The organism is Pedobacter jeongneungensis (assembly GCF_039538295.1).
GTDB lineage: Bacteria > Bacteroidota > Bacteroidia > Sphingobacteriales > Sphingobacteriaceae > Pedobacter > Pedobacter jeongneungensis.
Genome location: NZ_BAABBY010000006.1, coordinates 161,042 through 184,262, shown reverse-complemented (window position 1 = coordinate 184,262; position 23,221 = coordinate 161,042). Strand labels below are relative to the sequence as shown.

19 protein-coding genes and 1 other RNA gene are annotated in these 23,221 nt (G+C 37.8%); 15 read left to right on the top strand and 5 right to left on the bottom strand.

What is annotated here, in order from left to right; genetic code table 11:
* Nucleotides 1–204 precede the first annotated feature (204 nt).
* On the top strand, nucleotides 205–1,941 hold the full coding sequence (locus tag ABD769_RS13100; RefSeq protein WP_344851869.1) for a phospho-sugar mutase: 1,737 nt from the start codon (nucleotides 205–207) through the stop codon (nucleotides 1,939–1,941).
* A 155-nt stretch (nucleotides 1,942–2,096) separates the two neighbouring features.
* Here the strand turns inward: ABD769_RS13100 and ABD769_RS13095 are convergent, their stop codons facing one another.
* Nucleotides 2,097–2,828 (bottom strand): hypothetical protein, encoded by a 732-nt coding sequence (locus ABD769_RS13095; protein ID WP_344851868.1) that lies wholly within the window; start codon nucleotides 2,826–2,828, stop codon nucleotides 2,097–2,099.
* Nucleotides 2,829–3,211: 383 nt separating this feature from the next.
* Here ABD769_RS13095 and ABD769_RS13090 point away from each other — a divergent pair, with 383 nt between their 5' ends.
* From ABD769_RS13090 to rnpB, 8 genes are all read left to right on the top strand, one after another.
* The gene (locus tag ABD769_RS13090) at nucleotides 3,212–3,526 is read left to right on the top strand and encodes a hypothetical protein (protein WP_344851867.1); all 315 of its coding nucleotides are present in this window, start codon (nucleotides 3,212–3,214) and stop codon (nucleotides 3,524–3,526) included.
* A 195-nt stretch (nucleotides 3,527–3,721) separates the two neighbouring features.
* Nucleotides 3,722–4,492 (top strand): MbnP family protein, encoded by a 771-nt coding sequence (locus tag ABD769_RS13085; protein WP_344851866.1) that lies wholly within the window; start codon nucleotides 3,722–3,724, stop codon nucleotides 4,490–4,492.
* Nucleotides 4,493–5,530, top strand: coding sequence for a cytochrome-c peroxidase (locus ABD769_RS13080; protein ID WP_344851865.1), 1,038 nt, complete (start codon nucleotides 4,493–4,495; stop codon nucleotides 5,528–5,530).
* A complete protein-coding gene (locus tag ABD769_RS13075; RefSeq protein ID WP_344851864.1) occupies nucleotides 5,493–6,470 on the top strand; it encodes a transporter in 978 nt (325 codons plus the stop codon). The genes ABD769_RS13080 and ABD769_RS13075 overlap by 38 nt, the downstream gene beginning before the upstream one ends.
* Before the next feature lie 11 nt (nucleotides 6,471–6,481).
* Nucleotides 6,482–6,913: a hypothetical protein gene (locus ABD769_RS13070; RefSeq protein WP_344851863.1), complete on the top strand. Its 432-nt coding sequence runs from the start codon at nucleotides 6,482–6,484 to the stop codon at nucleotides 6,911–6,913.
* Nucleotides 6,914–7,250: 337 nt separating this feature from the next.
* Nucleotides 7,251–7,901, top strand: coding sequence for an SCO family protein (locus tag ABD769_RS13065; RefSeq protein WP_344851862.1), 651 nt, complete (start codon nucleotides 7,251–7,253; stop codon nucleotides 7,899–7,901).
* An 89-nt stretch (nucleotides 7,902–7,990) separates the two neighbouring features.
* On the top strand, nucleotides 7,991–8,440 hold the full coding sequence (locus ABD769_RS13060) for a c-type cytochrome (protein WP_344851861.1): 450 nt from the start codon (nucleotides 7,991–7,993) through the stop codon (nucleotides 8,438–8,440).
* Nucleotides 8,441–8,610: 170 nt separating this feature from the next.
* An RNA gene (gene rnpB / locus ABD769_RS13055) (RNase P RNA component class A) lies at nucleotides 8,611–8,993 on the top strand.
* On the opposite strand, the gene ABD769_RS13050 is transcribed toward rnpB, so the two are convergent.
* Nucleotides 8,993–9,871, bottom strand: a complete 879-nt coding sequence (locus ABD769_RS13050; RefSeq protein WP_344851860.1) for a polyphosphate kinase 2 family protein — start codon at nucleotides 9,869–9,871, stop codon at nucleotides 8,993–8,995. The two genes, rnpB and ABD769_RS13050, sit on opposite strands and share 1 nt — an antisense overlap.
* A 142-nt stretch (nucleotides 9,872–10,013) precedes the next feature.
* On the opposite strand from ABD769_RS13050, the gene ABD769_RS13045 reads away from it, so the two are divergent.
* Nucleotides 10,014–12,470, top strand: coding sequence for a transglycosylase domain-containing protein (locus ABD769_RS13045; RefSeq protein WP_344851859.1), 2,457 nt, complete (start codon nucleotides 10,014–10,016; stop codon nucleotides 12,468–12,470).
* A 170-nt stretch (nucleotides 12,471–12,640) separates the two neighbouring features.
* Complete coding sequence (locus ABD769_RS13040; RefSeq protein ID WP_344851858.1) at nucleotides 12,641–15,811, top strand: peptidase MA family metallohydrolase; 3,171 nt, start codon at nucleotides 12,641–12,643, stop codon at nucleotides 15,809–15,811.
* Nucleotides 15,812–16,333: 522 nt separating this feature from the next.
* Here ABD769_RS13040 and ABD769_RS13035 read toward each other — a convergent pair.
* Complete coding sequence (locus tag ABD769_RS13035; RefSeq protein ID WP_344851857.1) at nucleotides 16,334–16,684, bottom strand: GIY-YIG nuclease family protein; 351 nt, start codon at nucleotides 16,682–16,684, stop codon at nucleotides 16,334–16,336.
* Between the two features lie 133 nt (nucleotides 16,685–16,817).
* On the opposite strand from ABD769_RS13035, the gene ABD769_RS13030 reads away from it, so the two are divergent.
* From ABD769_RS13030 to bioD, 4 genes are all read left to right on the top strand, one after another.
* Nucleotides 16,818–17,594, top strand: a complete 777-nt coding sequence (locus ABD769_RS13030) for an XRE family transcriptional regulator (RefSeq protein WP_344851856.1) — start codon at nucleotides 16,818–16,820, stop codon at nucleotides 17,592–17,594.
* 80 nt (nucleotides 17,595–17,674) lie between these two features.
* Complete coding sequence (locus tag ABD769_RS13025) at nucleotides 17,675–18,124, top strand: hypothetical protein (protein WP_344851855.1); 450 nt, start codon at nucleotides 17,675–17,677, stop codon at nucleotides 18,122–18,124.
* Between the two features lie 74 nt (nucleotides 18,125–18,198).
* Nucleotides 18,199–19,320, top strand: coding sequence for an aminotransferase class I/II-fold pyridoxal phosphate-dependent enzyme (locus ABD769_RS13020; protein ID WP_344851854.1), 1,122 nt, complete (start codon nucleotides 18,199–18,201; stop codon nucleotides 19,318–19,320).
* Entirely contained in the window at nucleotides 19,320–19,928 is a 609-nt protein-coding gene (gene bioD, locus ABD769_RS13015) for a dethiobiotin synthase (protein ID WP_344851853.1), read from the top strand. Before ABD769_RS13020 ends, bioD begins: the two co-directional genes overlap by 1 nt.
* Nucleotides 19,929–20,203: 275 nt before the next feature.
* On the opposite strand, the gene ABD769_RS13010 is transcribed toward bioD, so the two are convergent.
* Nucleotides 20,204–22,063: a M1 family metallopeptidase gene (locus tag ABD769_RS13010; protein ID WP_344851852.1), complete on the bottom strand. Its 1,860-nt coding sequence runs from the start codon at nucleotides 22,061–22,063 to the stop codon at nucleotides 20,204–20,206.
* Between the two features lie 84 nt (nucleotides 22,064–22,147).
* A complete protein-coding gene (locus tag ABD769_RS13005; RefSeq protein WP_344851851.1) occupies nucleotides 22,148–23,101 on the bottom strand; it encodes an exonuclease domain-containing protein in 954 nt (317 codons plus the stop codon).
* Nucleotides 23,102–23,221: the final 120 nt, after the last annotated feature.

The following is a 23,221-nucleotide window of genomic DNA, read 5'->3' as shown; positions in this document are numbered from 1 at the left end:
CTATTTTAAAAAAGTTACAATCGCCCGCCATTAATACTGGATTTTCTTTATTATTGTATCGGGGCGTGAAAATAAGCAAAAGCAGCTTAAAAGCAACACCCTCAACAAAATAAAATTTGGGCGGATGGAAATAAATTGCTTTCAGCCAAACATCATCCGCTAAAATTTGTTCAACACCAGATATTAAATTAAAAAAACAGCTCAATGCAGGCAATTGACCAATCAACACAAGCTACAATTAATCAGTGGTTAAGTGGAAATTATGATGAAAATACCAAGGCAGAAATACAGGCCCTTGTAGATAAAGATGCGACTACCGAATTAACCGATGCATTTTATAAAAGTTTAGAATTTGGAACGGGCGGCTTACGGGGCATTATGGGTGCAGGTTCTAACCGCATCAACAAATATACCATCGGTACCGCTACCCAGGGTTTGGCAAATTATTTAAACAATAAATATCCTGGCGAAAAAATCAAAGTTGCCATTGCACACGATAGTCGTAACAATTCTGATTATTTCGCAAAAATTACTGCAGATGTTTTTTCTGCAAACGGCATCTATGTTTATTTCTTTAAAGCCTTAAGACCAACGCCAGAATTATCTTTCGCGGTGCGCCATTTTGGTTGCAAAAGCGGAGTAATGTTAACGGCATCGCATAATCCTAAAGAGTATAACGGTTATAAGGCTTATGGTGCAGACGGTGGTCAGTTTACCTCTCCTGATGATAAATTAGTGATCGATGAGGTAAATAAAATTAAAAGCATCGACGAGGTTAAATTTGATCGTGTTGAAGCAAATATCGAACTGATTGGCGAAGATGTAGATAAATTATACTTAGACGGCATTACAGCACTATCCATTTCTCCTGAAGCGATTAAAAGGCAACACGATTTAAAAATTGTGTATTCTCCTATCCACGGAACGGGAATTACCCTGGTTCCGAAAGCTTTAGAACAGTTTGGTTTTACAAATGTAACCGTTGTTGAAGAGCAAAGCACACCGGATGGAAATTTCCCGACAGTGGTTTATCCAAATCCGGAGGAAAAAGAAGCCCTTACTCTGGCGATGAACAAGGCAAAGGAAATTGATGCTGACTTAGTACTGGCAACCGATCCTGATGCCGACCGTGTTGGTATTGCAGTAAAAGATAATAATGGCGAGTGGGTATTGCTTAACGGCAACCAAACCGGTAGTTTATTGATTAATTACCTGTTATCATCATGGCAGGATAATGGTAAATTAGATGGCAATCAGTTTATTGTAAAAACGATTGTTACTTCTAACCTGATCGAAGAAATTGCCAAAAAGAAAAATGTAACCTATTACAATACTTTAACTGGATTTAAATACATCGGTCAGTTAATGACAGAACTGGAAGGTAAAAAATATTTTATCGGTGGTGGCGAAGAGAGTTACGGTTACCTGATTGGTGATTTGGTACGCGACAAGGATGCAGTAGTTTCTGCTGCCTTTATTTCTGAAATGACAGCCTATTACAAAGATAAAGGTGCGAGCTTATACAACGCCTTGTTGGATATGTATGTAGAATATGGCCTTTATAAAGAAGATTTGGTTTCATTAACCAAAAAAGGTAAATCTGGTGCTGAAGAAATTAAAGCCATGATGGTTAAATTCAGGGAAAATCCTCCTGCTACATTAGGTGGATCGAAAGTTTCGGTATTGAAAGATTATGAATTAAGCCAGGAAACTGATTTGGCAACAGGTAAAGTAACCAAACTGGATTACCCGACTTCGGATGTTTTACAGTTTATTACCGAAGATGGAAGTATTGTTTCGGCACGTCCGAGTGGTACAGAACCAAAAATTAAATTTTATTGCAGTGTAAACGCGCCTTTAGCCGATAGAAAAGATTTTGATGCGGTTAATGCACAGCTTGGAGAAAAGATTAAAGCAGTAATGGCTGATTTGCAGGCCTAATTATTTTATTACTAATTAACCACAGATAAAAAAGATAAACACAGATGAATAAGCTTCATCTGTGTTTTTTGTTTAGTGCCGTCACCCTTTTGTTTTGCTACATCTTATTTTATTTGCCAGGGAGTCATGAATTAGCACAGATGATCTTTGGATGATTATTTAATCAATTCCTTAATGTTTTTCTTAGAAATATAAATGATAGCAGGCTGATTTTTTTCAGCTGAAACAGACTTTCCTGTTATTTTATCGTGAATACTCTGCGTGGCTGAGACATACAATCTTCCCAGCTCATCTACATGTAAATTGGTAATCTGATTATCAAATGGAACGGGAAATATTTTTGAAAATCCATGTTCTAGAATTTCGATATCGCGTTTTAAGATATAATTATAATCCGGATTACCGTTAATGGGTTCTAAATTTTCTTTTAGTTTAATTTTCACCTGATTATCTAAAGAAATGGTTGCAAATTCCTGTGATCGTTCTTCAGAAACATTATATTGAGTACATCTTTTCCAGGTAAACCCTTTGTCGAGCGTAAAAAATTGACTAAATGTGGCAAGCAATTGATTGTCTTTGTCTTTAAGGCTGTTGGCCTGCAGAGCAAAAATCGTGTCCTTAACTGATAAGAAGCCGTATGTAGGCTGGTAATTTACCTTTGTTCTTTGCCACGTTTTACCATGATCGGTAGTTTGATAAATTTCAGTAAGGGTAGATACCATTAATGTATCGTCAATATTCCCATAAACAGCATGGGCTTCTCTCCCGTTAGCAATTTCAAGCCTGGTCCAACCCGGGTCGCTAAAGGTTGGCGGTACATCTGGAACTTCTTTTTTGGCGCATGACGACAATACCATCATCACCGCAATAGTTTTAAGTAATTTCATAGGTTTCATTTTTGTGTACGGCAAGATAAAAAAAAATTACTTGAACTAAAAATACAGGTAAGTTTGAGCACTGAGTTTTTAAAATATTAACCACAGATGCACACAGATAAACACAGATTTATTTCTGGTTTAGCTTCCTGTTAAGAACCTTGCGTTTTGCCACGTTATATTTTTTGCCACAGAGGCCCAGATTGGCACAGAAGGGTTATAGTTAAGAATGATAAGAGAGTTTTCTGTGACCTCCGTTAATCCGTGGCAAAAAACATTACATAATATTTTTTCTTTGCTGCAATCATTTTCTTTAATACTTTTGCAGCGCAATTAAAATGTTCAAGAAAGTCCTCATATATCTTTTAATTACATGTACCGTTTCTAACGGTTTCATGCAACTGGCGATCTATTCTGGCTACAAAATGAATAAGGAATACATCACAAGCGTGTTTTGTATCAACAAAGAGCATCCCGAATTGCATTGCGACGGACAGTGTTTCTTAGCTAAAAAACTAAAAGAACTTGAAGGTAAAAACAAACAGGCCCAGGAAAATTTGAAAAGAGTTACTGAGGCTGAACCACAATTTCAGTCGGTATTTTTAAACCATCATCTTCCCTATTTCATCATCACTTCAGAAAATCTTTACATCGAAAAACCGGTAAAAGATCTTTCCATTTCTATTTTTCATCCACCGAAAACGGTTTAAGTATTTTATGGTTTAATATGAATGCTTATGCTATTGCAAAGTTTGACTATTTGTCATTCTGAGCGAAGCGAAGAATCTCATCAAGAACAACTACCTGTCATTTTTTGTAATGTTAATTTCTGCTAAAACTCCAGAGATTCTTCATTGCATTCAGAATGACGGCAAATTATTTTTTACTTATTTAATTTTCTTAAAATGAAATTATCACAATACTTTTTGGCATTGCTATGCCTTATTATACTATTATCTTCTTGTAAAAAAGACAGCGATGAGGTTGCTGCAGATTCCAAATCTACTTTCACCATGGAATTCGAAAACCAGGTAAACGGAAGTCCTTTGGTGTTAAATACCACCACTTATAAAAATGCCAAAGGCGAAGATTTTAAAATCAATGTATTTAAATATTATGTAAGTAATATCAAATTAAGCAAAGCCGATGGATCAAGCTATCTTATTCCGGAAAGTTATTTTTTAATTGATGCTTCAAAAGCAGAATCGACAAATATTACCTTAAAAGACGTACCAACCGGCGATTATACCAAAATCGAATATACCATAGGTGTAGATTATGCCCGTAATTTTGCTGGTGCACAAACAGGTGCGTTAGATCCGGTTAACGGTATGTTCTGGACCTGGAACAGTGGCTACATCTTTGTTAAGCTTGAAGGAACTTCACCACAATCAACAGATGCAGGCAATAAGCTTACCTTCCATATTGGCGGTGTAACCGATCCGAATAACACCATCAGAACCTTTGCCACGGAAATTAATTCGGCAAATCCGCTCCGCGTACGTACCGATGGCAAGCCAAATATGCACTTTATTGTAAATGCAGCAGCATTATTTACTGGTAAAACCGACATCAGTTTCGCTACGCTAAATTTTACCATGGGTGGTGCAAATTCTGTAATTGTAGCTAACAATTATGCAAATGGTTTATTCCGTTTAGATCACATCCATAACTAAATGTTAAGGAAAATAACCATTATCGCAGTGCTTTTATTAAGCATCGCGATGATGTATGCCTGTAGCAAAAATGAAGATGAAGTAACACCGGAAGAAAAGAAGATTACCTTTTCTGTTCCGGCTAATTTCCCTGCTCCGGCATACAATTTTGAAGACAATAAATTAACCAATGCAGGTTTTGCGCTGGGCAGGAAATTATTTTATGAAGCCAGGTTATCAGCTGATAAAAGTGTTTCATGCGGAAGCTGCCATCAGCAATTTGCTGCTTTTACCCAACTGGATCATAAAGTGAGCCATGGTGTAAACAATTGCCAGGGAAAGCGGAATACACCTCCACTTTTTAACCTGGCCTGGCAAAAGGCTTTCTTTTGGGATGGTGGGGTGAAAAACATCGAAACTTCACCGTTAAACGCCATTACCGACGCCTGCGAAATGGGTACAGATATAGAAACCATTGTTGCATTTCTGAAAAATACTGCACCTTATCCTGATTTATTTAAACAGGCCTTTGGTTCAACAGAAATCAATTCGCAACTTATTTTAAAGTCGATAACGCAATTTACGGCAGTATTGGTTTCGGGCAATTCGAAATACGACAAGGTGATGCGTAAAGAAGGTGGTATCTCTTTTACGGCTAACGAATCTGCAGGCTTTGATCTTTTTAAACAAAAATGCACTTCCTGCCATGCAGAACCCTTTTTCACTGATTTTTCTTACAGAAGTAACGGCCTGGATTTAGTAAGTACCGATGAAGGGCGTTCGCACATTACAGGCCTGGCATCCGATTTTGGAAAATTCCGCGTCCCTACTTTACGTAATATCGAATATACCAGTCCGTACATGCACGATGGGCGTTTTTACAGCTTAGATGAAGTGTTAGAGCACTATAATTCGGGCGTTAAAGCCTCAGCCAATCTCGATGCACAACTAAAAAACGGCATCCCGTTAAGCTCAACGGAGAAAGAACAGATTAAAGCATTTTTAAAAACATTAACAGACAATGAATTTATCAAAAATACATTATACAGCGAGTCATAAACTATTAATTCTGGTTTTTGTACTTATAGGCAGTCAGGCTTTTGCCTGCGATATCTGCGGCTGTTTTATGGGCATTACGCCTTATTACAACCGTAATAGTATCAGTCTTTTATACCGTTATCGTTCTTTTAATGGTTACGAAGGACAATCGCATTCTTTATTTCCAAATGGAGGAAATTTCTTCATACCCGCGCGGAGTCAGGATTCGCCTATTACTAATCATGCAGGTAATCCAGGAGATTATGAACTTTACCGTTCTTTAGAAATCAGAGGGAAATATTTCATTAACAGTAAACTCGAAATTAATGCTATTTTGCCTTATGTTTCGAACAGTGAGCGCTACAATGGTTATACTTCATCTATTTCTGGCGTGGGCGATATCAATCTGTATGCAGGTTATCACCTTGTCCAAAAATTAGAAGACAACTTTAAACAGCAGCTAGTTGCTGGTGCCGGTGTAAAATTGCCTACCGGGAAAAACGATTTCAAAAACAATGCTGGCATCCGTTATTCGTCCTTAATGCAGGCCGGAACAGGCAGTACTGATGGTTTTGTGTACCTCAATTACATGGTTGGCCTGGGTAAGTTTGGGGCAAGTTTAAACACCTCTTATAAAGTTAACGGCACCAATAGCCGAGATGAAGGCATTGCAAATAGTACCACGAGTTTCCTGAATATTTTTTATACCCAGAGGATTGGAAAAGATGTTCAGCTAATGCCATCAGCACAGTTTTTTTATGAATATTCGGGCGGAGAAAAATACAAAGGTCAAAAAACCGGAGAACATGTCATGAATAACCTGATGGGTGGCGCAGGTATAGATGTTTTTTATAAAAATGTAGCACTAAATGCAGGTATCCAGAAGAATATTTGGGAAGCTGAAACTGATCACCCAATGAGTGCCGGAAAGGTTTATGTCGGTATTACCTATAATTTTTAAATCACCATCATATGAACAGATTAAACATTGTACTATTCAGTCTTGTAGCAGCCTTGCTTTTTTCTTGCAAAACAGAACCTGATTCGACAGCAATACGCAAAGAAGTGCTTAATATCCATGATAAACTCATGATTGATGGAGAAAAAGTAATGAAGAATAAAATGAAGTTAGATCAAATCCTGATATCCGGTCAGGTTAAACTTGCTCAGGATTCAACATTGCAAAAACACAAAATCAACGATTTGATTACGCGATTAAATGCCGCAGATGAGAAAATGATGGATTGGATGCATTTCTTTAAAGATGATTTTAAAGGAAAAACAGAACAGGAAGATCTTGATTATTATAAAGCAGAGATGGTTAAAATAAGGGCCGTGGAAGATGGTTATATTAAGGTTATGCGAGAATCAGATTCATTAATTAAAGTGTACCACGTAAAGTAAAAAGTCGGAGGTCCGATAGTCGGAGGTCAGAAGATATTGAGCCATATTTTAAACGCCCAAACTTCCGACTTTCGGACTTTTCCAACAATTAACAAAAATAAGTCAGGAGTGCGATGATATGAAATCATACATCTCAATCACCCAAACTTCCGACTTTCGGACACCTGACCCCGGACTTTTCCAACAATTAACAAAATAATTCAGAAGCCCGATGATATGAAATCATACATTTTAAACGCCCAAACTTCTAACTTTCGGACACCTGACCCCGGACTTTTCTAATGAATTAACGTTCTAGACAAAATTACCTCGTATATTTACATTTTAAAATAAAATCATGAATAAAATTACTGCTTATCTGGCAACAGCCCTTTTGGCTATTTCTATATTTACCTCATGCCAACAAGATAGAAGACTTCCGTTTTATGGCGAGCGACATGCCGAAACCGTTAAAGATGCCGCTGGTGTAGAAAAAATCGATACGGTTTATCAAACCATTCCGGATTGGTCTTTCCTGAATCAAGACAGCGTTGTAACCACTAATAAGGCAACTGACGGAAAAATTTATGTAGCCGATTTCTTTTTTACCTCATGTACCACCATCTGCCCTACCATGCACCGCAATTTAATGACAGTTTATAACGACTTTAAGAGCAATCCAGATGTGATGTTCGTTTCTCACACCATTGATTTCAAATACGACAAACCTCATGTTTTGAAAAAGTATGCTCAAAAATTAGGTGTAGATGGCCCAAAATGGCAATTCCTTTATGGAAGTAAGGATAGTGTGTACACTTTGGCTGAGAAAAACTATTTAGTGGCCGTTGGTGAAGACAGTACCGCTAAAGATGGTTATATCCACCAGGGATATTTAGTTTTAATTGATAAAGACAGACGGATCCGCGGTGCTTATGATGGTACCAAAGAAGATCAGGTAGAACAATTAAAAAAAGATATTCCGGTTTTATTGGCGGAGTATAAAAAGTAGAAATCTAAGTCGTCATCTCGACTGAAACGCAGTGGAATGGAGAGATCTATCTATATAGATTTCTCGACTCCATTTTTATTCCGCTCGAAATGACGATTTTCACAAATAAAACATACATGCGCAAATACATCATCAACGCTATCTTTTTCCTTTCTATTATCGCTATCATTATTTCCTGCCAGAATCAGGAGACTATTGATTTGCAAAATTACATGTCGAACGGAAAAGACATTTATAAAGCCAAATGTCAAAACTGCCATGGAGAAAATGGCGAAGGCTTGGGTGAGCTTGCGCCACCCCTAACCGATTCCGTTTTCCTAAAAGCAAACAAAACGCGTCTGGCCTGTTTTATCAAAAATGGCGCGAACGAAACATTGATAGTTCACGGAAAAGAATACAAGGAAAAAATGCCAGCTTTCCCCGAACTGGCTGATATTGATGTAGCGCAGGTAATGGTTTTTGTAACCAATTCGTTTGGAAATAAGCAAGGATTTGTACCTTACACCAAGGTTTCGAAAGATTTGCAGGCTTGTAAATAAAACTCGTCATAAAAAAACTCGTCCTCTCGACCGAAACGCAGTGGAGCGGAGAGATCTATCTCGAGATAGATTTCTCGACTTCGTTGCACTCCGCTCGAAATGACGGCAACTTTCGAGAAATTTAATTATCAATTGTATCTTTCTGATCAAAAAACCCCATCTTTGCGCAAAATGCAGGTTGTTCTATCGCTGTTTCGAATAAAATCGGAAGAGAGGAAAGTCCGGGCAACGCAGGGCATCCCGCTTTCTAACGGAAAGGGGTTCAGGAATGAAAACCTGAATTACGGATTAGTGCAGCAGAAAATATACCGTCCCGACTTTATGTCGGGATAAGGGTGAAAACGTGCGGTAAGAGCGCACGAGCACTGCAGGCGACTGCAGTGGTTTGTAAACCCCGGGAGTTGAAAGACCAAATAGGCTAACGTACGTAGGGCTGCCCGTCCGATGTTAGTGGGTAGGTCGTTAGAGATAAACGGCAACGTTTATAGTGGATAAATGATAGAAATTCTGAGCAATCAGAAAACAGAACCCGGCTTATAGACCTGCATTTTTTTATTCACTTAATAAGATATTCTTTGTTTCGCTCAGTTTAGCTGTTTCTCCTTCTCCCAATACCGGAAATTTAAGATCCAGTTCTTTTAATTTATCAACAATAATCTCACTAATAGCCAATCGGGTAAACCATTTTTTATCCGCAGGTATAATATGCCATGGAGCATCTGTTGTACTTGTTTCATTAATCGCATGTTCGTAAGCTTCCATATATTTATCCCACAAAGCCCTTTCTTTAATATCTCCGGAAGAGAATTTCCAGTTTTTAGTCGGGTCTTCTATCCTATCCAAAAAGCGCTGTTTCTGTTCAGCCTTACTTACATTTAAAAAGAATTTTATAATTACCGTTCCGTTAGCCGTTAAATGCTCCTCAAAGTTTTTAATGCTTTTATAACGTTGTTGCCAAAAACTTTTATTGATTTTTTTTACATCTGCGAAACCCGGTATGTTTTCACTTAGAATATATTCAGGATGTACCTTGCAAACCAACACGTTTTCATAATGCGAACGGTTATGGATGCCGATCCTTCCACGTTCTGGCAAGGCTTTATAATGTCTCCACAAAAAATCATGCTCATATTCTTCAGATGTAGGAACTTTAAAACTATATACCTGGCATCCTTGTGGATTTAAACCACTCATTACATGCTCAATAGCACTATCTTTCCCTGCAGCATCCATCGCCTGAAAAATAATCAGCAACGAATTTTTTCCTGATGCATATAATTTTTCCTGCAGGTGGTTGAGCTCAATTTTAGAATTTACCAATGCATCTTTAGCTTTTTCCTTATTATATCCGCCAGTAAAGTCGGTTTTATGATTTTTTAAGGAAAACTTCTTATCTCCCTGTACAATTAAGCTTTTAAATTCGTTTTTCATAATCATGTATTATTTAGATAAATCGATGCATCTGTAATTTAAATATAGAACTAAAAAATAAGTAAATTAAATACGTTAATTTGCATATAGAGTTTTTTATATTTAACGCCACAGCAATTACCTAAAGATCACCTTATCCAATATGTTTAAAGAGATAAAAAACAAGTACTTACGTTATTCTACAATAGTTTTATTTTTTATAATAATTTTCTTTTCTGCGCTTCAGCTAAACTTTTTGTGGCTGTTTGGCTATTCTCCAAGTGTTCATGATATCAAAGCACCTACTCTTCGTGTAGGGTCAGAACTTTACACTGCTGACGGAAAACTGATCGGACGGTACTTTAAAGAGAACAGAACCCCTGTAAACTATGAAGAAATTGCGCCTAGTGTGATACAAGCTTTGGTAGCAACAGAAGATGTACGTTTTTACAAACATTGGGGAATCGATGTTCAGGCTGTGGGCAGAGCTGTTATAGGCTTAGGTAAAGATGGCGGTGCAAGTACCATTACGCAACAATTGGCAAAAAATCTTTACCGTACACGTTATAATAAATCGCAGGGCTTATTAATCAAAATCCCCTTAGTGAGAACATTGATTGTTAAATTAAAAGAATGGCAAACTGCAGTAAAACTGGAGTCGAACTATTCTAAAAACGACATCATAACGATGTACCTCAATACCGTTTCTTTCGGTAATAATACTTATGGAATAAAAACCGCCAGCCGCATTTATTTTGATAAAGAGGCCAAAGATTTATCTACTACCGATGCAGCCATGCTTGTAGGGATGTTAAAGGGTACAACGATGTATAATCCTACAAAAAACCCTGTAAAAGCAATCGAAAGGAGAAATGTGGTGCTGGCGCAGATGAATAAATATAAATACCTGAGTAAAGATAGTTTGACTGAATTATCAAAAGAGCCGATCAAACTTAAGGAAGGTAAAATGCAGGATGGCAGCGATGGTGACTCTTATTTGAGGGCAGCCGTGGCAAAATACCTCGAAAAATGGTGTACCGATAACGGCTACGACCTTTATGAGGATGGCTTAAAAATTTATACCACTATTGATTCAAGGCTTCAGGGTTATGCAGAAGAAGCGGTTGCCGATCAAATGAGAATTTTACAGCGCAGGTTTTACAGCGTTTGGGGCAAAGAAGATCCCTGGTACGATTCGGAAAAGCAAAAGGTTGATTATCCGGACAGGGCGATGAAAAACCTGCCAATCTACGCACTTTTACAAAAGAAATTCCCGAATAATCCTGATTCTGTTAAGGCCTATTTCAATAAAAAGAAAAGAATGCAGATCTTCACTTACAAGGGCGATCGCGATACACTATTTTCTACATTAGATTCTATCCGTTATTATGGAAAAATCATGAATACTGGCATGATGACTATGGAACCCGCCAGCGGAAAAATTAAAGTATGGGTTGGCGGTATAGATCATAAATTTTTCAAATACGATCATGTTAATCAGGCTAAACGTCAGGCAGGGTCTACTTTTAAACCTTTTGCCTACTTAACTGCTTTAGAACAAGGCATGAGTCCTTGCGATAAATTTACCGATAAACCGGTTAAAATAGCTTATCAGGATAAAGGCGAAACCAAATATTGGGAGCCTAAAAATGCCGATTACAGTGTTTCTTATCGCGAGATGAGTTTACGCTGGGCCATGGCAAAATCAGTAAATACCATTACCGCACAGGTTACCGAAAAAGTTGGCTGGGATAATGTAGTGAAATATGCGCACGAGTGTGGGATTGACAGCCATTTAGAATCCGTTCCTTCAGTAAGTTTAGGTTCAAATGATGTTACGGTTTACGAAATGGTAAAAGCTTATGCCACTTTCATGAATAAGGGCATTAAAACCGATCCCATTTTGGTAGAAAAAATTACCGACCAGGACAATAATGTGATCGATGAATTTAAGCCGAAAACAAAGCGTGTTTTAACAGAAGAAATTGCCTGGTTAATGACCTATATGTTCCGTGGTGGCATGGAAGAACCGGGCGGAACCTCTCAGGCACTATGGGAATGGCCAAATTTATGGAAGAAAAACAATCAGATTGGTGGTAAAACAGGTACCTCTTCCGATTATGTGGATGCCTGGTATATGGGCTTAACCAAGGATTTGGTTACCGGCGTTTGGGTAGGTTGTGATGAAAGAACTGCACACTTTAAAAATGGCGAACAAGGTGAAGGTTCAAGAACTGCACTGCCGATTTTTGCAAAATTTATGGAGAAAGTTTACCTCGATCCAAAATCAGGCTACACCTATGGAGCTTTCCCTAAAGCAACTGTTGATATTACAAGAACCTACAATTGTCCTAGTCCACAGATCGTTAGAGACACCACATCAACTGACAGTGTAGCGGTCGATTCTACTGATTTTACTGTCCCTGCTGAGGTACCTGTTACTACTGAACCGGTAAACAATGAGCCTGAAGTTAAAAAAGAAGAAAAGAAAACAGAGCCGGCTCAAAACCCGGTTACCCCCACAGTTCCATTAACCAGAAAAGAAGAACGCGAGCTGAGGAGAAAACAGCGTCAGGAAGAAAAGGAAAGAAAGAAAAACGAGAATAACAATCAGCAATAATTTTCTATTCAAGATAAATCAGAATACTCATTACCTGTGCAAACAGGTAATGAAATTTTAAAAAGTGTTAAATTTTAAATAGTCTTTTAAACTATTGTTATTTTTATTTCCAGATTTTTTACCATTTCATTTTTGTAAATTATTGAACAATCATTACTAAAACCATACATATGAAAAAAGGCTCTACTTTATTAAAGCGGTATTGTTCCTTATTGCTCTTGCTTATTCTTTCTTTTTCTGTTAAAGCTCAATACTTCGGCCAAAACAAGGTGAGATATAAAACACTTGATTTCAAGGTTTTACAAACACCCCATTTCGAAATTTATTATTACATTAAAAATGAGAAACTTTTAAAACGCTTTTCTCAGGATGCAGAAACCTGGTACAAAATGCACCAGGAGGTATTCAGGGATACATTTTTAAAGAAAAATCCAATCATTTTATACAATAACCATCCTGATTTCCAGCAAACTACCGTACTTAACGGAGAAATTGGCATTGGAACAGGAGGGGTTACGGAAGCGCTGAAAAACAGGGTAATTATGCCTGTTATGGAGTTAAACAGCCAAACCAGGCATGTTTTAGGTCATGAGTTGGTTCACGCTTTTCAATATCACCTTTTATTAGAGAAAGATTCAATTAGTTTGGAAAATGTTGGCCAAACCCCGTTGTGGATGGTTGAAGGGATGGCCGAATACCTTTCAATCGGCAAAAAAGATGCCTTCACGTCTATGTGGATGCGCGATGCCATGCTTAACCGCGACATTCCTTCTTTAAAAGACTTAACCAATTCTAATAAATACTTTCCTTACCGTTACGGACAGGCCTTTTGGACCTATATCGGTTCGCAATATGGCGATACCACCATCGTTCCATTATTTAAAAATACGGCAAAATATGGTTACGAAAATGCCATCCGATATACATTTGGGTACGACGACAAAACACTGTCTGGTCTTTGGAAAAACTCCATTGATGCGCATTACAAACCCATGTTAAAGGCTGATAGTTCTCAGATAAAAATTACAGGCACAAAAATCATCGATAATAAGAATGCAGGAAACATGAACGTTGCTCCTGCCCTTAGTCCTGACGGAAAATACCTGGCATTTATGTCTGAAAAAGATCTTTTTGGTATCGATTTATTCCTTGCAGATGCAAAAACGGGACGCATCATCAGGAAACTGAGCAGCCAGATATCCAACGGCCATATAGACGATTTTAACTTTATCGAATCTGCCGGGGCATGGTCGCCGGATAGTAAACAATTTGCCTTCAGTATTTTCAGTCAGGGAAAAAACCAGATGATGATCATCAACGTTGCCAACGGCAATACTGTTTCTCAAACCCCGATGGCGCAGGTGCAGCAATTTGGTAATTTAACCTGGTCGCCAAATGGTAAAGACATCGCATTTTCAGGAATGGTAGAAGGGCAAAGTGATATTTTCTCTTACAACCTCGATACCAAAGCAGTTACGCAAATTACTGATGATGTATATTCTGATTATGCGCCAAGTTATTCTCCTGATGGTAAAAAACTGGTATTTTCATCAGATAGGGCCGCAATTCAGGCAAATGTAATTAATGCGGTGTTGCCGATCAACCTGGCTGTATATGACATTGCATCTAAAACGGTAAGTAATCTTGATGTTTTTCCAGGAGCGAACAACTTAAATGCACAATTTTCTGCTAACAGTCAGAACATCTATTTCCTTTCTAACAGAGATGGTTTCAGGAATTTGTATAAATACAATTTCGCAGATAATACAGTCGATCAGTTAACCGATTATTTTACCGGTATCAGTGGAATTACGGAATTTTCGCCAGCCATTTCCGTTTCAACAACCGATGAAATTGTGTACAGCTATTACCGCTACCAGCGCTACACCTTATATAATGCCAGGCTGAGCAGTTTTAAAGCCAGGCGTATTGGTAACCGCGACGAAAACTTTGATGCCGCAATCCTCCCTCCTATGGAAAACATTGGGGTGAACATCATCAATTCCAATCTGAATAATTTCGATCGTTTCGAAAAAATTGTAGCCGATTCAATGAAAACGGTTCCATATAAACCAAAGTTCAGACTAGATTACCTGGCAAATAGTGGCGTAGGCGTTTCTACCAGTCGCTTTGGAACCGGTGTTTCTGGTGGTATTGTAGGAATGTTTAGTGACATATTAGGAACAAATCAGATCATCGCAAATATTTCCGTTAACGGAGAAATATACGATGCCGGAGGTTTGGTAGGCTATATTAACCAAAAAAGCAGGATAAACTGGGGAGCAGCCATTTCACACATTCCTTATGTATCAGGTTTTAGATCATACGGTTACGAGGACATTCCAAATGGTGATAATCAAACCACTAAAGCACAAGTAGACAGAACGGACATTGTAAGAACATTTGAAGATCAGCTTCAGGTTTTTGGCGCTTATCCATTTAGTAAAATCCACCGATTTGAACTGGGCGGAGCATTTTCGCATTACAGCTACCGCGTTGACAGATATAGCAATTATTACGATGCAAACGGTTATTACATCGGCTCAGACAAAAGCAGGGTTGCCAATGATGTTGCCGCCGATGCAATCGGAATTCCGTTAAATTCATTTACATTATATCAGTTAAATGCTGGTTTTGTTGGCGATAATTCTATTTTTGGTTTAACAGGTCCGCTTGATGGTTACAGATATCGTGTAAGTGGTGAAAAGTATTTTGGTACTTATAATTTTGCTGGTGTAACAGCCGATCTTCGTAAATACTGGAGAGCGAAACCGGTAACTTTTGCCGTAAGAAGTTACAATACATTAAGGATTGGTAAAGATGCTGACAGGCTTTATCCGATGTATGTGGGTTATCCTTACCTGATCAGGGGGTATGAATCGAACTCGATTTACAAAAATACATCAGCCCAATCGTCCGAATCCTTTGATATTAATCAGTTAGCAGGAAGTAAAATAGCTGTCTTTAATTTCGAAGTCCGCTTACCATTTACAGGACCTAAAAAATTAGCAGCAATACCATCTAAGTTTCTGTTTTCCGATTTGAACTTATTTTTTGATGCAGGTTTAGCCTGGACCAACGATACTAAAGTAAAATTTAAAAGCGAGCCTACTTACACTACAGAGCCTCTATTAGACAAAGGTGTACCTGTTTTAGATTCGAAAGGCAAGCCAGTTACTTATCAGGCCACAACAGAACGTGTACCGGCCATGAGTGTAGGTGTATCGGTAAGGGTAAACATTTTCGGCTATTTCGTATTAGAACCTTATTATGCAATCCCTTTTCAAAGGAAAGATGTTAAAACCGGGGTATTTGGTTTAACCTTTGCTCCTGGGTGGTAGTTTGAGGATGTTAAAAGGGTTGGAAAGTTGAAATGTTGTAAAGCGCTATAAACGCAGATGTGCTCAGCGGGAGAATGATTATATAATCTAATTCATTTTATTTAACAGCAACTTAAAATTATTCCAAAGAAAGATTTTCAAATTGTCGTAAACCGAAATGTTGCAAAGCGCTATAAACGCAGATGTACTAAGGTGAATTAAAATGGTGAAAAATTATAGCCTAATTATTGGCCCTACTCATACAATTGAAATTACTCAACTGGTAAGCTTTTCAAATTGCTGAAAAGTTGAAATGTATTAAAGCTATAAAAGCGCAAATGTTTTCAACTAGCTTAAGTAGTGAATAAATGATACTTATTCAGCAGCTGGCTATATTTTTTATAAGAATAAATTACCTTATTAAAATTATTATCAAATGCTTGAATGACTGGATGCCATAATGGAATCGATCATTCAGGCATTAATTTTATACATACCTATCTGTTTCATTATAATCATTTAAAATTAACACTCCCTATTAATTTAAGATAAGCTCGAAAACGATAATTTAACCTGATTGGTAATGTTCCTGTGTAAAAGAATATTTTCGAAATCAAGGCCTATAGTCAAATCAATCCAGTCAGGGTTACAAGACCTCACCAAACGCTCCTTTTGCATGCGTGTAAACCTGCTGATCGATTTAAAACGCGTCAATGCCTGTGCTTCTGTTTTAAACTCTTCAAAATAAACCAGGCGGGTTAATTGCTGGCCGCTATCAAAAAATAAGTTTGGCATCTGTTTGTAGAAATCCAGTGTCTTAATCAAATCTGAGCTCATGCCCACGTGCATACTTGTACGATTTCTGTCGGTAACGATATAAACAAACTTTTTCATCAATCTTGTATTTAAATTTTAAACTAAACTATTTAGTATATGTTCTTGCAATTCAAAATAATATTACTAACTTTATGAGCATAAAATTACTAACTATTTTAGTAATTCCAAATTTATTTTAAAATTTATTTTTATGTCGAATATTTCAAATAATTTAAAGTACCTCAGGAAGAAAAAAGGCCATACACAGCAAAATTTCGCTGATATCATGGAAATCAAAAGATCGCTTATCGGCGCTTATGAGGAAGACCGGGCGGAACCTAAATATGATTTGCTAAAAAAAATAGCCGAATATTTTGATCTGACCATTGATGAGTTCATTAATGAGAAAATATCCGACAGCTGGAAACCGAAGCCAAAAAGCCAGGGTTCTAACCTTCGCGTACTCAGCATTTCAGTAGATCAGAATGACCGTGAAAACATCGAGCTCGTACCGGTTAAAGCAAGTGCTGGTTATTTAAACGGCTTTTCCGATCCGCAATATATTAGCGATCTTCCAAAGTTTCAGCTTCCTTTGCCCGCTTTGAGGCAAGGTACATTCAGGGCTTTTGAAATTATGGGCGATAGCATGCTGCCTGTTCAGCCGGGCAGTGTGATCATTGGCGAATATTTAGACAACTGGAATGAAGTAAAAACCGGAGAAACCTATATCGTTATCAGTAAAAACGAAGGTGTAGTATATAAAAGGGCCGGCAACCGCTTCAGGGAAAATAAAGATTTGAAATTGGTATCCGATAATAAGGTATATGATGCTTACACCATTGCCGCAGAAGATATCCTTGAAATTTGGAAAGCTAAAGCCTATATATCAACCTCATTGCCAGAACCTGCGCCAGATCCAACCATGGAAACACTAACCCAAATGATGGCTCAAATGCAGAAATCAATTTCACAATTAAATAAAAATTAACATTTTTTAACAACAGCCGATTAAACCGTTTGCGTTTTTATGTATCTATTAATTCAACAAACACATAAAAAGAACATAACATGAAAAAGGCAATTTTAACAATAGCAATTGCAGTAATGGGTTTAACCGCTGCATTTGCTCAAGACACAACAAAGCATGCCAGAAGGCCAATGCCGAAAATGACTGCAGAACAAAGGGCAGATAAAGTAACCGCGAGATTAGAGAAACAGTTAAGTTTGACCGCCGATCAGAAAACTAAAATCTATGCCATTGAGTTAGAAAACGCAAAGAAAATGGATACCTGGAGATCTGCTGATCAGGGTGACAGAAAAGGCAAGATGAAAGAGCGCAAAGCGGCAATGGATGAGCAAAAAGCTAAAATAGATGCTGTTTTAACTGCAGATCAGAAAACAAAAATGGATGCTTTCCGGGCCGAAGCCAGAGAAAAAGGAGAGAAAATGAGAAAAGGAATGGGCAGGGGCAATAAAGATAAAGCACCGGTTGTTTCAAATCCTCCTGCACAAGGATAGATAAAATAAAAGAGTAATTAATTAATTTTTAAAAGCGTTCCGTTTATTCGGGACGCTTTTTTTACTTTTGACCAATGAGCAAAATTGAACAGTTTCTTAATGCTAAACTTCAGGAACGCAAGGATAATCTTTCCATCAGGAATTTGTCAACCAACCACCCTCCTTTTGATTTTTGCTCAAATGATTATCTGGGTTTTGCCAGATCAACTGAACTCAGAAAACATATTGAGGATAATATAGCAACAGTCGCGCAATATTTAAATGGTGCAGGAGGTTCGAGATTGCTAAGCGGCAACACTCAATATACCGAAGAAACCGAGCAGTTTATTGCTGATTTCCACCTGGCAGAAAGCGGATTGATTTTCAACTCCGGTTACGATGCGAATGTAGGCCTGCTTTCGAGCGTTCCCCAACGCGGTGATACCATTATCAGCGATGAACTGATTCATGCGAGCATTATAGATGGCTGTCGTTTAAGCCATGCTACCCGTTACAAATTTCTTCATAACAACATTAACGACCTCGAAACAAAACTTCAGCTGGCAAAAGGAAACATTTTTGTGGTAGTAGAAAGTGTTTACTCTATGGATGGCGATATTGCTCCGCTTCTCGAAATATCAAACCTTTGCGAACAGTATCAGGCCAATTTAATAGTAGATGAAGCCCATGCCACAGGTATTTTTGGCGATAATGGACGAGGATTGATTAACCAGTTAAACCTAACAGAAAAGGTATTCGCCAGGATCGTAACTTTTGGCAAAGCGATTGGTACACACGGCGCTATCATTTTAGGAAGCAAAAACTTGCGCCACTACCTGATTAATTTTTCACGGTCGTTTATTTATACCACAGCAGCTCCAATTCATAATATTGTAGCCATTAAATCGGCCTATGAATTTTTAAATAAAATCGATCACCAGCTGATCCACCAGAAAATTGCCTTATTCAGAAAAGCGCTGATGGAACAAAATATCCGCGCACTTGATAGCGAAAGTACCATTCAGGGGATTGTCTTTTCTTCAAATGAAGCGACCAAACATGCCGCAACAACATTACAAAATAAAGGATTCGACGTCAGGGCAATTTTAAGCCCCACGGTAGCCCTGGGCAAAGAACGACTGAGGATCTGTTTACACACATTCAATACCGACGGAGAGATCATTTCATTGGTTAACCACCTTAAAGCATTAAACTAATGGCAACATATTTTATAACAGGAATAGGAACAGGAATAGGAAAAACGCTAATCAGCGCCATCATAACAGAAAAATTAAAAGCAGATTACTGGAAACCGATTCAGTCGGGAGATTTGGATACGAGTGACAGTATCACGATTAAAAGTTTAATCAGCAATGAAAAAACAATTATCCATCCTGAAAGCTACAGGCTAACACAGCCCCTATCGCCACATTTGTCTGCCAGGATTGATGAAATAGAGATTGATCTCCAAAAAATAAATATCCCGGAAACTGATAATAATCTGATTATTGAAGGTGCAGGTGGTTTAATGGTGCCGTTAAACGAAAAGGAACTCATTGTTGATCTGATTAAGAAATTAAATGCAGAAGTAATATTGGTTTCACAAAATTACCTGGGGAGCATTAATCACACGCTTTTATCACTTAATTTGCTTAAACAATATCAAATTCCGGTAAAGGGAATTGTTTTTAACGGTGATGAAAATGAGGAGACCGAAAGGTACATTCAGCAATATGGAAAAGTAAAAAGCCTGGGGCATGTACCTAACTTAAACCTTATTAATAAAGAAAATATTATAGCGGCAGGCGAAAACTTATTTATTTAAGTTTATTAGTTCTAAACTGGAAGGTGTGTATTGTTGCGTATAATTCAATAGCAGGATAGTTCTTCATAAAGAACAATAAGTATTACGGAAAGTAAAAGAGATATATGATTTAGAAGAATCGTCATTTCGACCGCAATGGAGAAATCTTTAAATTTAACTTTAATAGCCAAGGCTAAAAAGATCTCTCCATTTCGTTTCACTCCAGTCGAGATGACGATTTTTCTATTTGAAATCTGTCAAATAACTTGACTCTGAATAATCAAGCTTCTCACTTATTAATTCACCGAAAAGCTATTATCGCTTTTCACTTTATCAGGCGTATGCGGATTTCCCATCACTATTTTTGAAAGCTTTTTATTTGTCTTCACTTCAATTTTCACTTGCTTATCGCCTTTTTCCCATACACCAATGGTACTGTGGCTTTTTTCAACTGAACCATCAGCGAAGGTCAAAGTTAAATCGACCGGCAAAGGCTTAATGCTCTTATTTTCGATGGTTACAACGTAACCAGCTGAAGTTTTATCAACAGCTTTTATCGCCATATCAGTTACACCACCTTCAAAAAACCAGGCTTTCCAAAACCAGTTTAGATTTTTACCACTGCCTTCGTTTATGCTATTGAAAAAATCGTAAGGCATAGGATGTTTCCCGTTCCAGTTTTTAATATAAGTATGTAAAGCTTTGGTAAACAGTTCATCTCCCAAATAATCTTTAATAAAAAGATAAGCCAGTCCGGGTTTAGGATAAGAGTTGGTAAAGGACCCAGATCCTTTTAAATCAGGCGTTAGTGTCATAATCGGGGTATCATCTTTTCCGCCTGAAGAAGAAGCCGTAGGCTGCACGCCATATTCATCTACAATACTCGGGTCAATCATAGGAGAAATTAACCACTCACCAATGGTAGCCCAGCCTTCATCCATCCAGCCGTATTTGGTTTCATTTATGCCCATATAAAACGGAAACATGGTATGGAAAATTTCATGATCGGTTAAGGTAATGGCATCAGTACGGTTATCAACCGGATTATCGTTCACCATCATCGGATATTCCATCTGGTCTAAACCATCAAAAATGGTTTCATGGTTATATGGATAAGGCCATTTCGGGAAAGTATAACTCATCGCTTCTACCGTTTTACGGGCAAAATCGATTACCTCATAATAATCTTTATGTTTTGGATTAAAAACGGCATCCACACGCGTTCTTCTTTTTGTTTTAGGATCAACCACCAAACTGCTCGATTTCCACAAATAATGATCACTCAATGCAAATACAAAATCGGTCACATTTTTGGCTTCAAACTTAAAGGTATTGAAAGCATTTGGCTGCGTTACTTTTTTATCAGCCAGATCTTTATCCGTAATCACATCAATAACGGCATCATTTTTTTCGGCAGATAACATTCTTGAAACCACATCTTTCTGGAAAACCTCAGAAGGATTTTTTAAATCGCCGGTTGCCCAAACGCCATAACCACCCGGTACCGTAATAGAAGCATTAAACTGATCAAAATCATTATAAAACTCTTCAGCCCCGGTGTAAGGATATTTGTTCCATCCATCTACATCGTCATATACAGCGATGCGCGGAAAGAAATAAGCCACAAAATATGAACCTTCATCTACCTGACCGGTACGCATGTGCGAGCCTTTATTTAAAGTATAACTATAATCAATTAAAAAACTGATCGTTTTACCCGGCAAAACAGCCGGAACGTTTACCGTCATGTTGGTGCCGTCAATTTTAAAATCAGAAATGGATTTTCCGTTCGCAGCCAGTTTTTCGATCGCCACGCCATCACCCAAATCCGATTCTGCGAATTTTGATTTCCTGGGTGTTCCTTTTTTGTAGAGGTTGGGATAAAGCTTAAACCATATCTCTTTCAAAGTATCGGGACTATTATTGGTATAAGTTACCTGCACCTTCCCCTTTAATAACCTGCTGGCAGGATTAAAATCTACATTCAGATCGTATTTTGAGGTATTTTGCCAATAGTTTTTACCAGGTTTTCCATTGATATTTCTGGTTTCCTTTTGATAGGTTTGCTGAAATTCAGGCGCTATCGGTAAAGTTGTTTGCGCACCAGCATAAACCGCACAGAACAACAAGAAGGATAATAATTTTATAGATTTCATTTTTTGAGCATAGGGCTTTGCGTAATGCGCATAGCGTTTAACAACAATTAACCAATTTGAACAATTAACCGATTAACCAAATACCTACTTTCCAAATTTCATTTTCAGCTGCTCCAACATATCGTTATTAATTGGTTGTGCAGGTTTCTCTGGTTTTGGTTGTGGCTTCTGTTGGTAGGCAGGTTTATTTCCTGGTGTATTGTTTTGAGGCTTTGCAGCTCTATTTTCATTTTTCCTGGCATTAAACTTTGCCCATTCCTCATCCAGTTTCTTCTTGGTATAAAGTGGAAAATCGCCGTTTTTCATCCAGGCATAATAACTCGGTTCTACAGAGAATACCTGTTGGGTGGTTTTACCTTTATGTTTACCGAAATTGAAACACACTTCATCATTATCGTTGTAAACCATACGTCCGGCAAAATCGACCGGTTTATTGATATTGGTAAAAATGTGCAGGGCATCCACATCATTTACAACCGGGATACTTTTTACACCTTGTTTGCTTTCAAATTCGGTTTCTTTGTACATTTCCAACTGACCAAGTAAAACTTTATAAGTGGCAATTACATCCGCTTCAGCGGCGTGGGCGTTAACCAGGTCTTCCTGACAATAAAACTTATAAGCAGCTTTTAAAGTACGTTGTTCCATCTGGTGGAAGATATTCTGCACATCAACAAACTTGCGGTTATTCATGTCGAAATCTACTTCAGCCCTTAAAAATTCTTCCAAAAGCATCGGAATATCAAATTTATTCGAATTGTATCCCGCCAGGTCGCTATCTCCTATAAATTCGGCTATTTCTGCGGCAATAACTTTAAAAGTGGGTTCATTTGCGATGTCTTCATCATAAATACCATGTATTAACGAAGTTTGCAAAGGAATAGGCATTTCGGGGTTTACACGCCAGGTTTTAACAATTTCGGTACCATCAGGCATGGCTTTTAAAATGGCAATTTCTACTATTCTATCGGCTCCAACATTTATCCCGGTAGCTTCAAGATCAAAAAAGGCTAAAGGGCGTTTTAAATTTAATTTCATTTTGTAAGATGTGAGATTGGCGACATTTAGATTTGAATCGGAATGTCAAATTCTTTTTTTCAAAAGTGCTAAAAAGGTTTCATTAGTTCTGTAAAACCCCTTTATTAATTTATAAATTTA

Excerpts from the sequence above, each read along its gene's own strand:
- ABD769_RS13050 (WP_344851860.1), bottom strand. The coding sequence starts at position 9,871 with ATGAAAAACGAATTTAAAAGCTTAATTGTACAGGGAGATAAGAAGTTT.
- ABD769_RS13020 (WP_344851854.1), top strand. The coding sequence starts at position 18,199 with ATGAGCAAAATTGAACAGTTTCTTAATGCTAAACTTCAGGAACGCAAG.
- ABD769_RS13070 (WP_344851863.1), top strand. The coding sequence starts at position 6,482 with ATGAACAGATTAAACATTGTACTATTCAGTCTTGTAGCAGCCTTGCTT.
- ABD769_RS13025 (WP_344851855.1), top strand. The coding sequence starts at position 17,675 with ATGAAAAAGGCAATTTTAACAATAGCAATTGCAGTAATGGGTTTAACC.
- ABD769_RS13030 (WP_344851856.1), top strand. The coding sequence starts at position 16,818 with ATGTCGAATATTTCAAATAATTTAAAGTACCTCAGGAAGAAAAAAGGC.
- ABD769_RS13060 (WP_344851861.1), top strand. The coding sequence starts at position 7,991 with ATGACGATTTTCACAAATAAAACATACATGCGCAAATACATCATCAAC.
- ABD769_RS13075 (WP_344851864.1), top strand. The coding sequence starts at position 5,493 with ATGAATTTATCAAAAATACATTATACAGCGAGTCATAAACTATTAATT.
- ABD769_RS13085 (WP_344851866.1), top strand. The coding sequence starts at position 3,722 with ATGAAATTATCACAATACTTTTTGGCATTGCTATGCCTTATTATACTA.
- ABD769_RS13080 (WP_344851865.1), top strand. The coding sequence starts at position 4,493 with ATGTTAAGGAAAATAACCATTATCGCAGTGCTTTTATTAAGCATCGCG.
- ABD769_RS13090 (WP_344851867.1), top strand. The coding sequence starts at position 3,212 with ATGCAACTGGCGATCTATTCTGGCTACAAAATGAATAAGGAATACATC.
- ABD769_RS13100 (WP_344851869.1), top strand. The coding sequence starts at position 205 with ATGCAGGCAATTGACCAATCAACACAAGCTACAATTAATCAGTGGTTA.
- ABD769_RS13045 (WP_344851859.1), top strand. The coding sequence starts at position 10,014 with ATGTTTAAAGAGATAAAAAACAAGTACTTACGTTATTCTACAATAGTT.
- ABD769_RS13010 (WP_344851852.1), bottom strand. The coding sequence starts at position 22,063 with ATGAAATCTATAAAATTATTATCCTTCTTGTTGTTCTGTGCGGTTTAT.
- ABD769_RS13005 (WP_344851851.1), bottom strand. The coding sequence starts at position 23,101 with ATGAAATTAAATTTAAAACGCCCTTTAGCCTTTTTTGATCTTGAAGCT.
- ABD769_RS13040 (WP_344851858.1), top strand. The coding sequence starts at position 12,641 with ATGAAAAAAGGCTCTACTTTATTAAAGCGGTATTGTTCCTTATTGCTC.
- ABD769_RS13065 (WP_344851862.1), top strand. The coding sequence starts at position 7,251 with ATGAATAAAATTACTGCTTATCTGGCAACAGCCCTTTTGGCTATTTCT.
- ABD769_RS13035 (WP_344851857.1), bottom strand. The coding sequence starts at position 16,684 with ATGAAAAAGTTTGTTTATATCGTTACCGACAGAAATCGTACAAGTATG.
- ABD769_RS13095 (WP_344851868.1), bottom strand. The coding sequence starts at position 2,828 with ATGAAATTACTTAAAACTATTGCGGTGATGATGGTATTGTCGTCATGC.
- bioD (WP_344851853.1), top strand. The coding sequence starts at position 19,320 with ATGGCAACATATTTTATAACAGGAATAGGAACAGGAATAGGAAAAACG.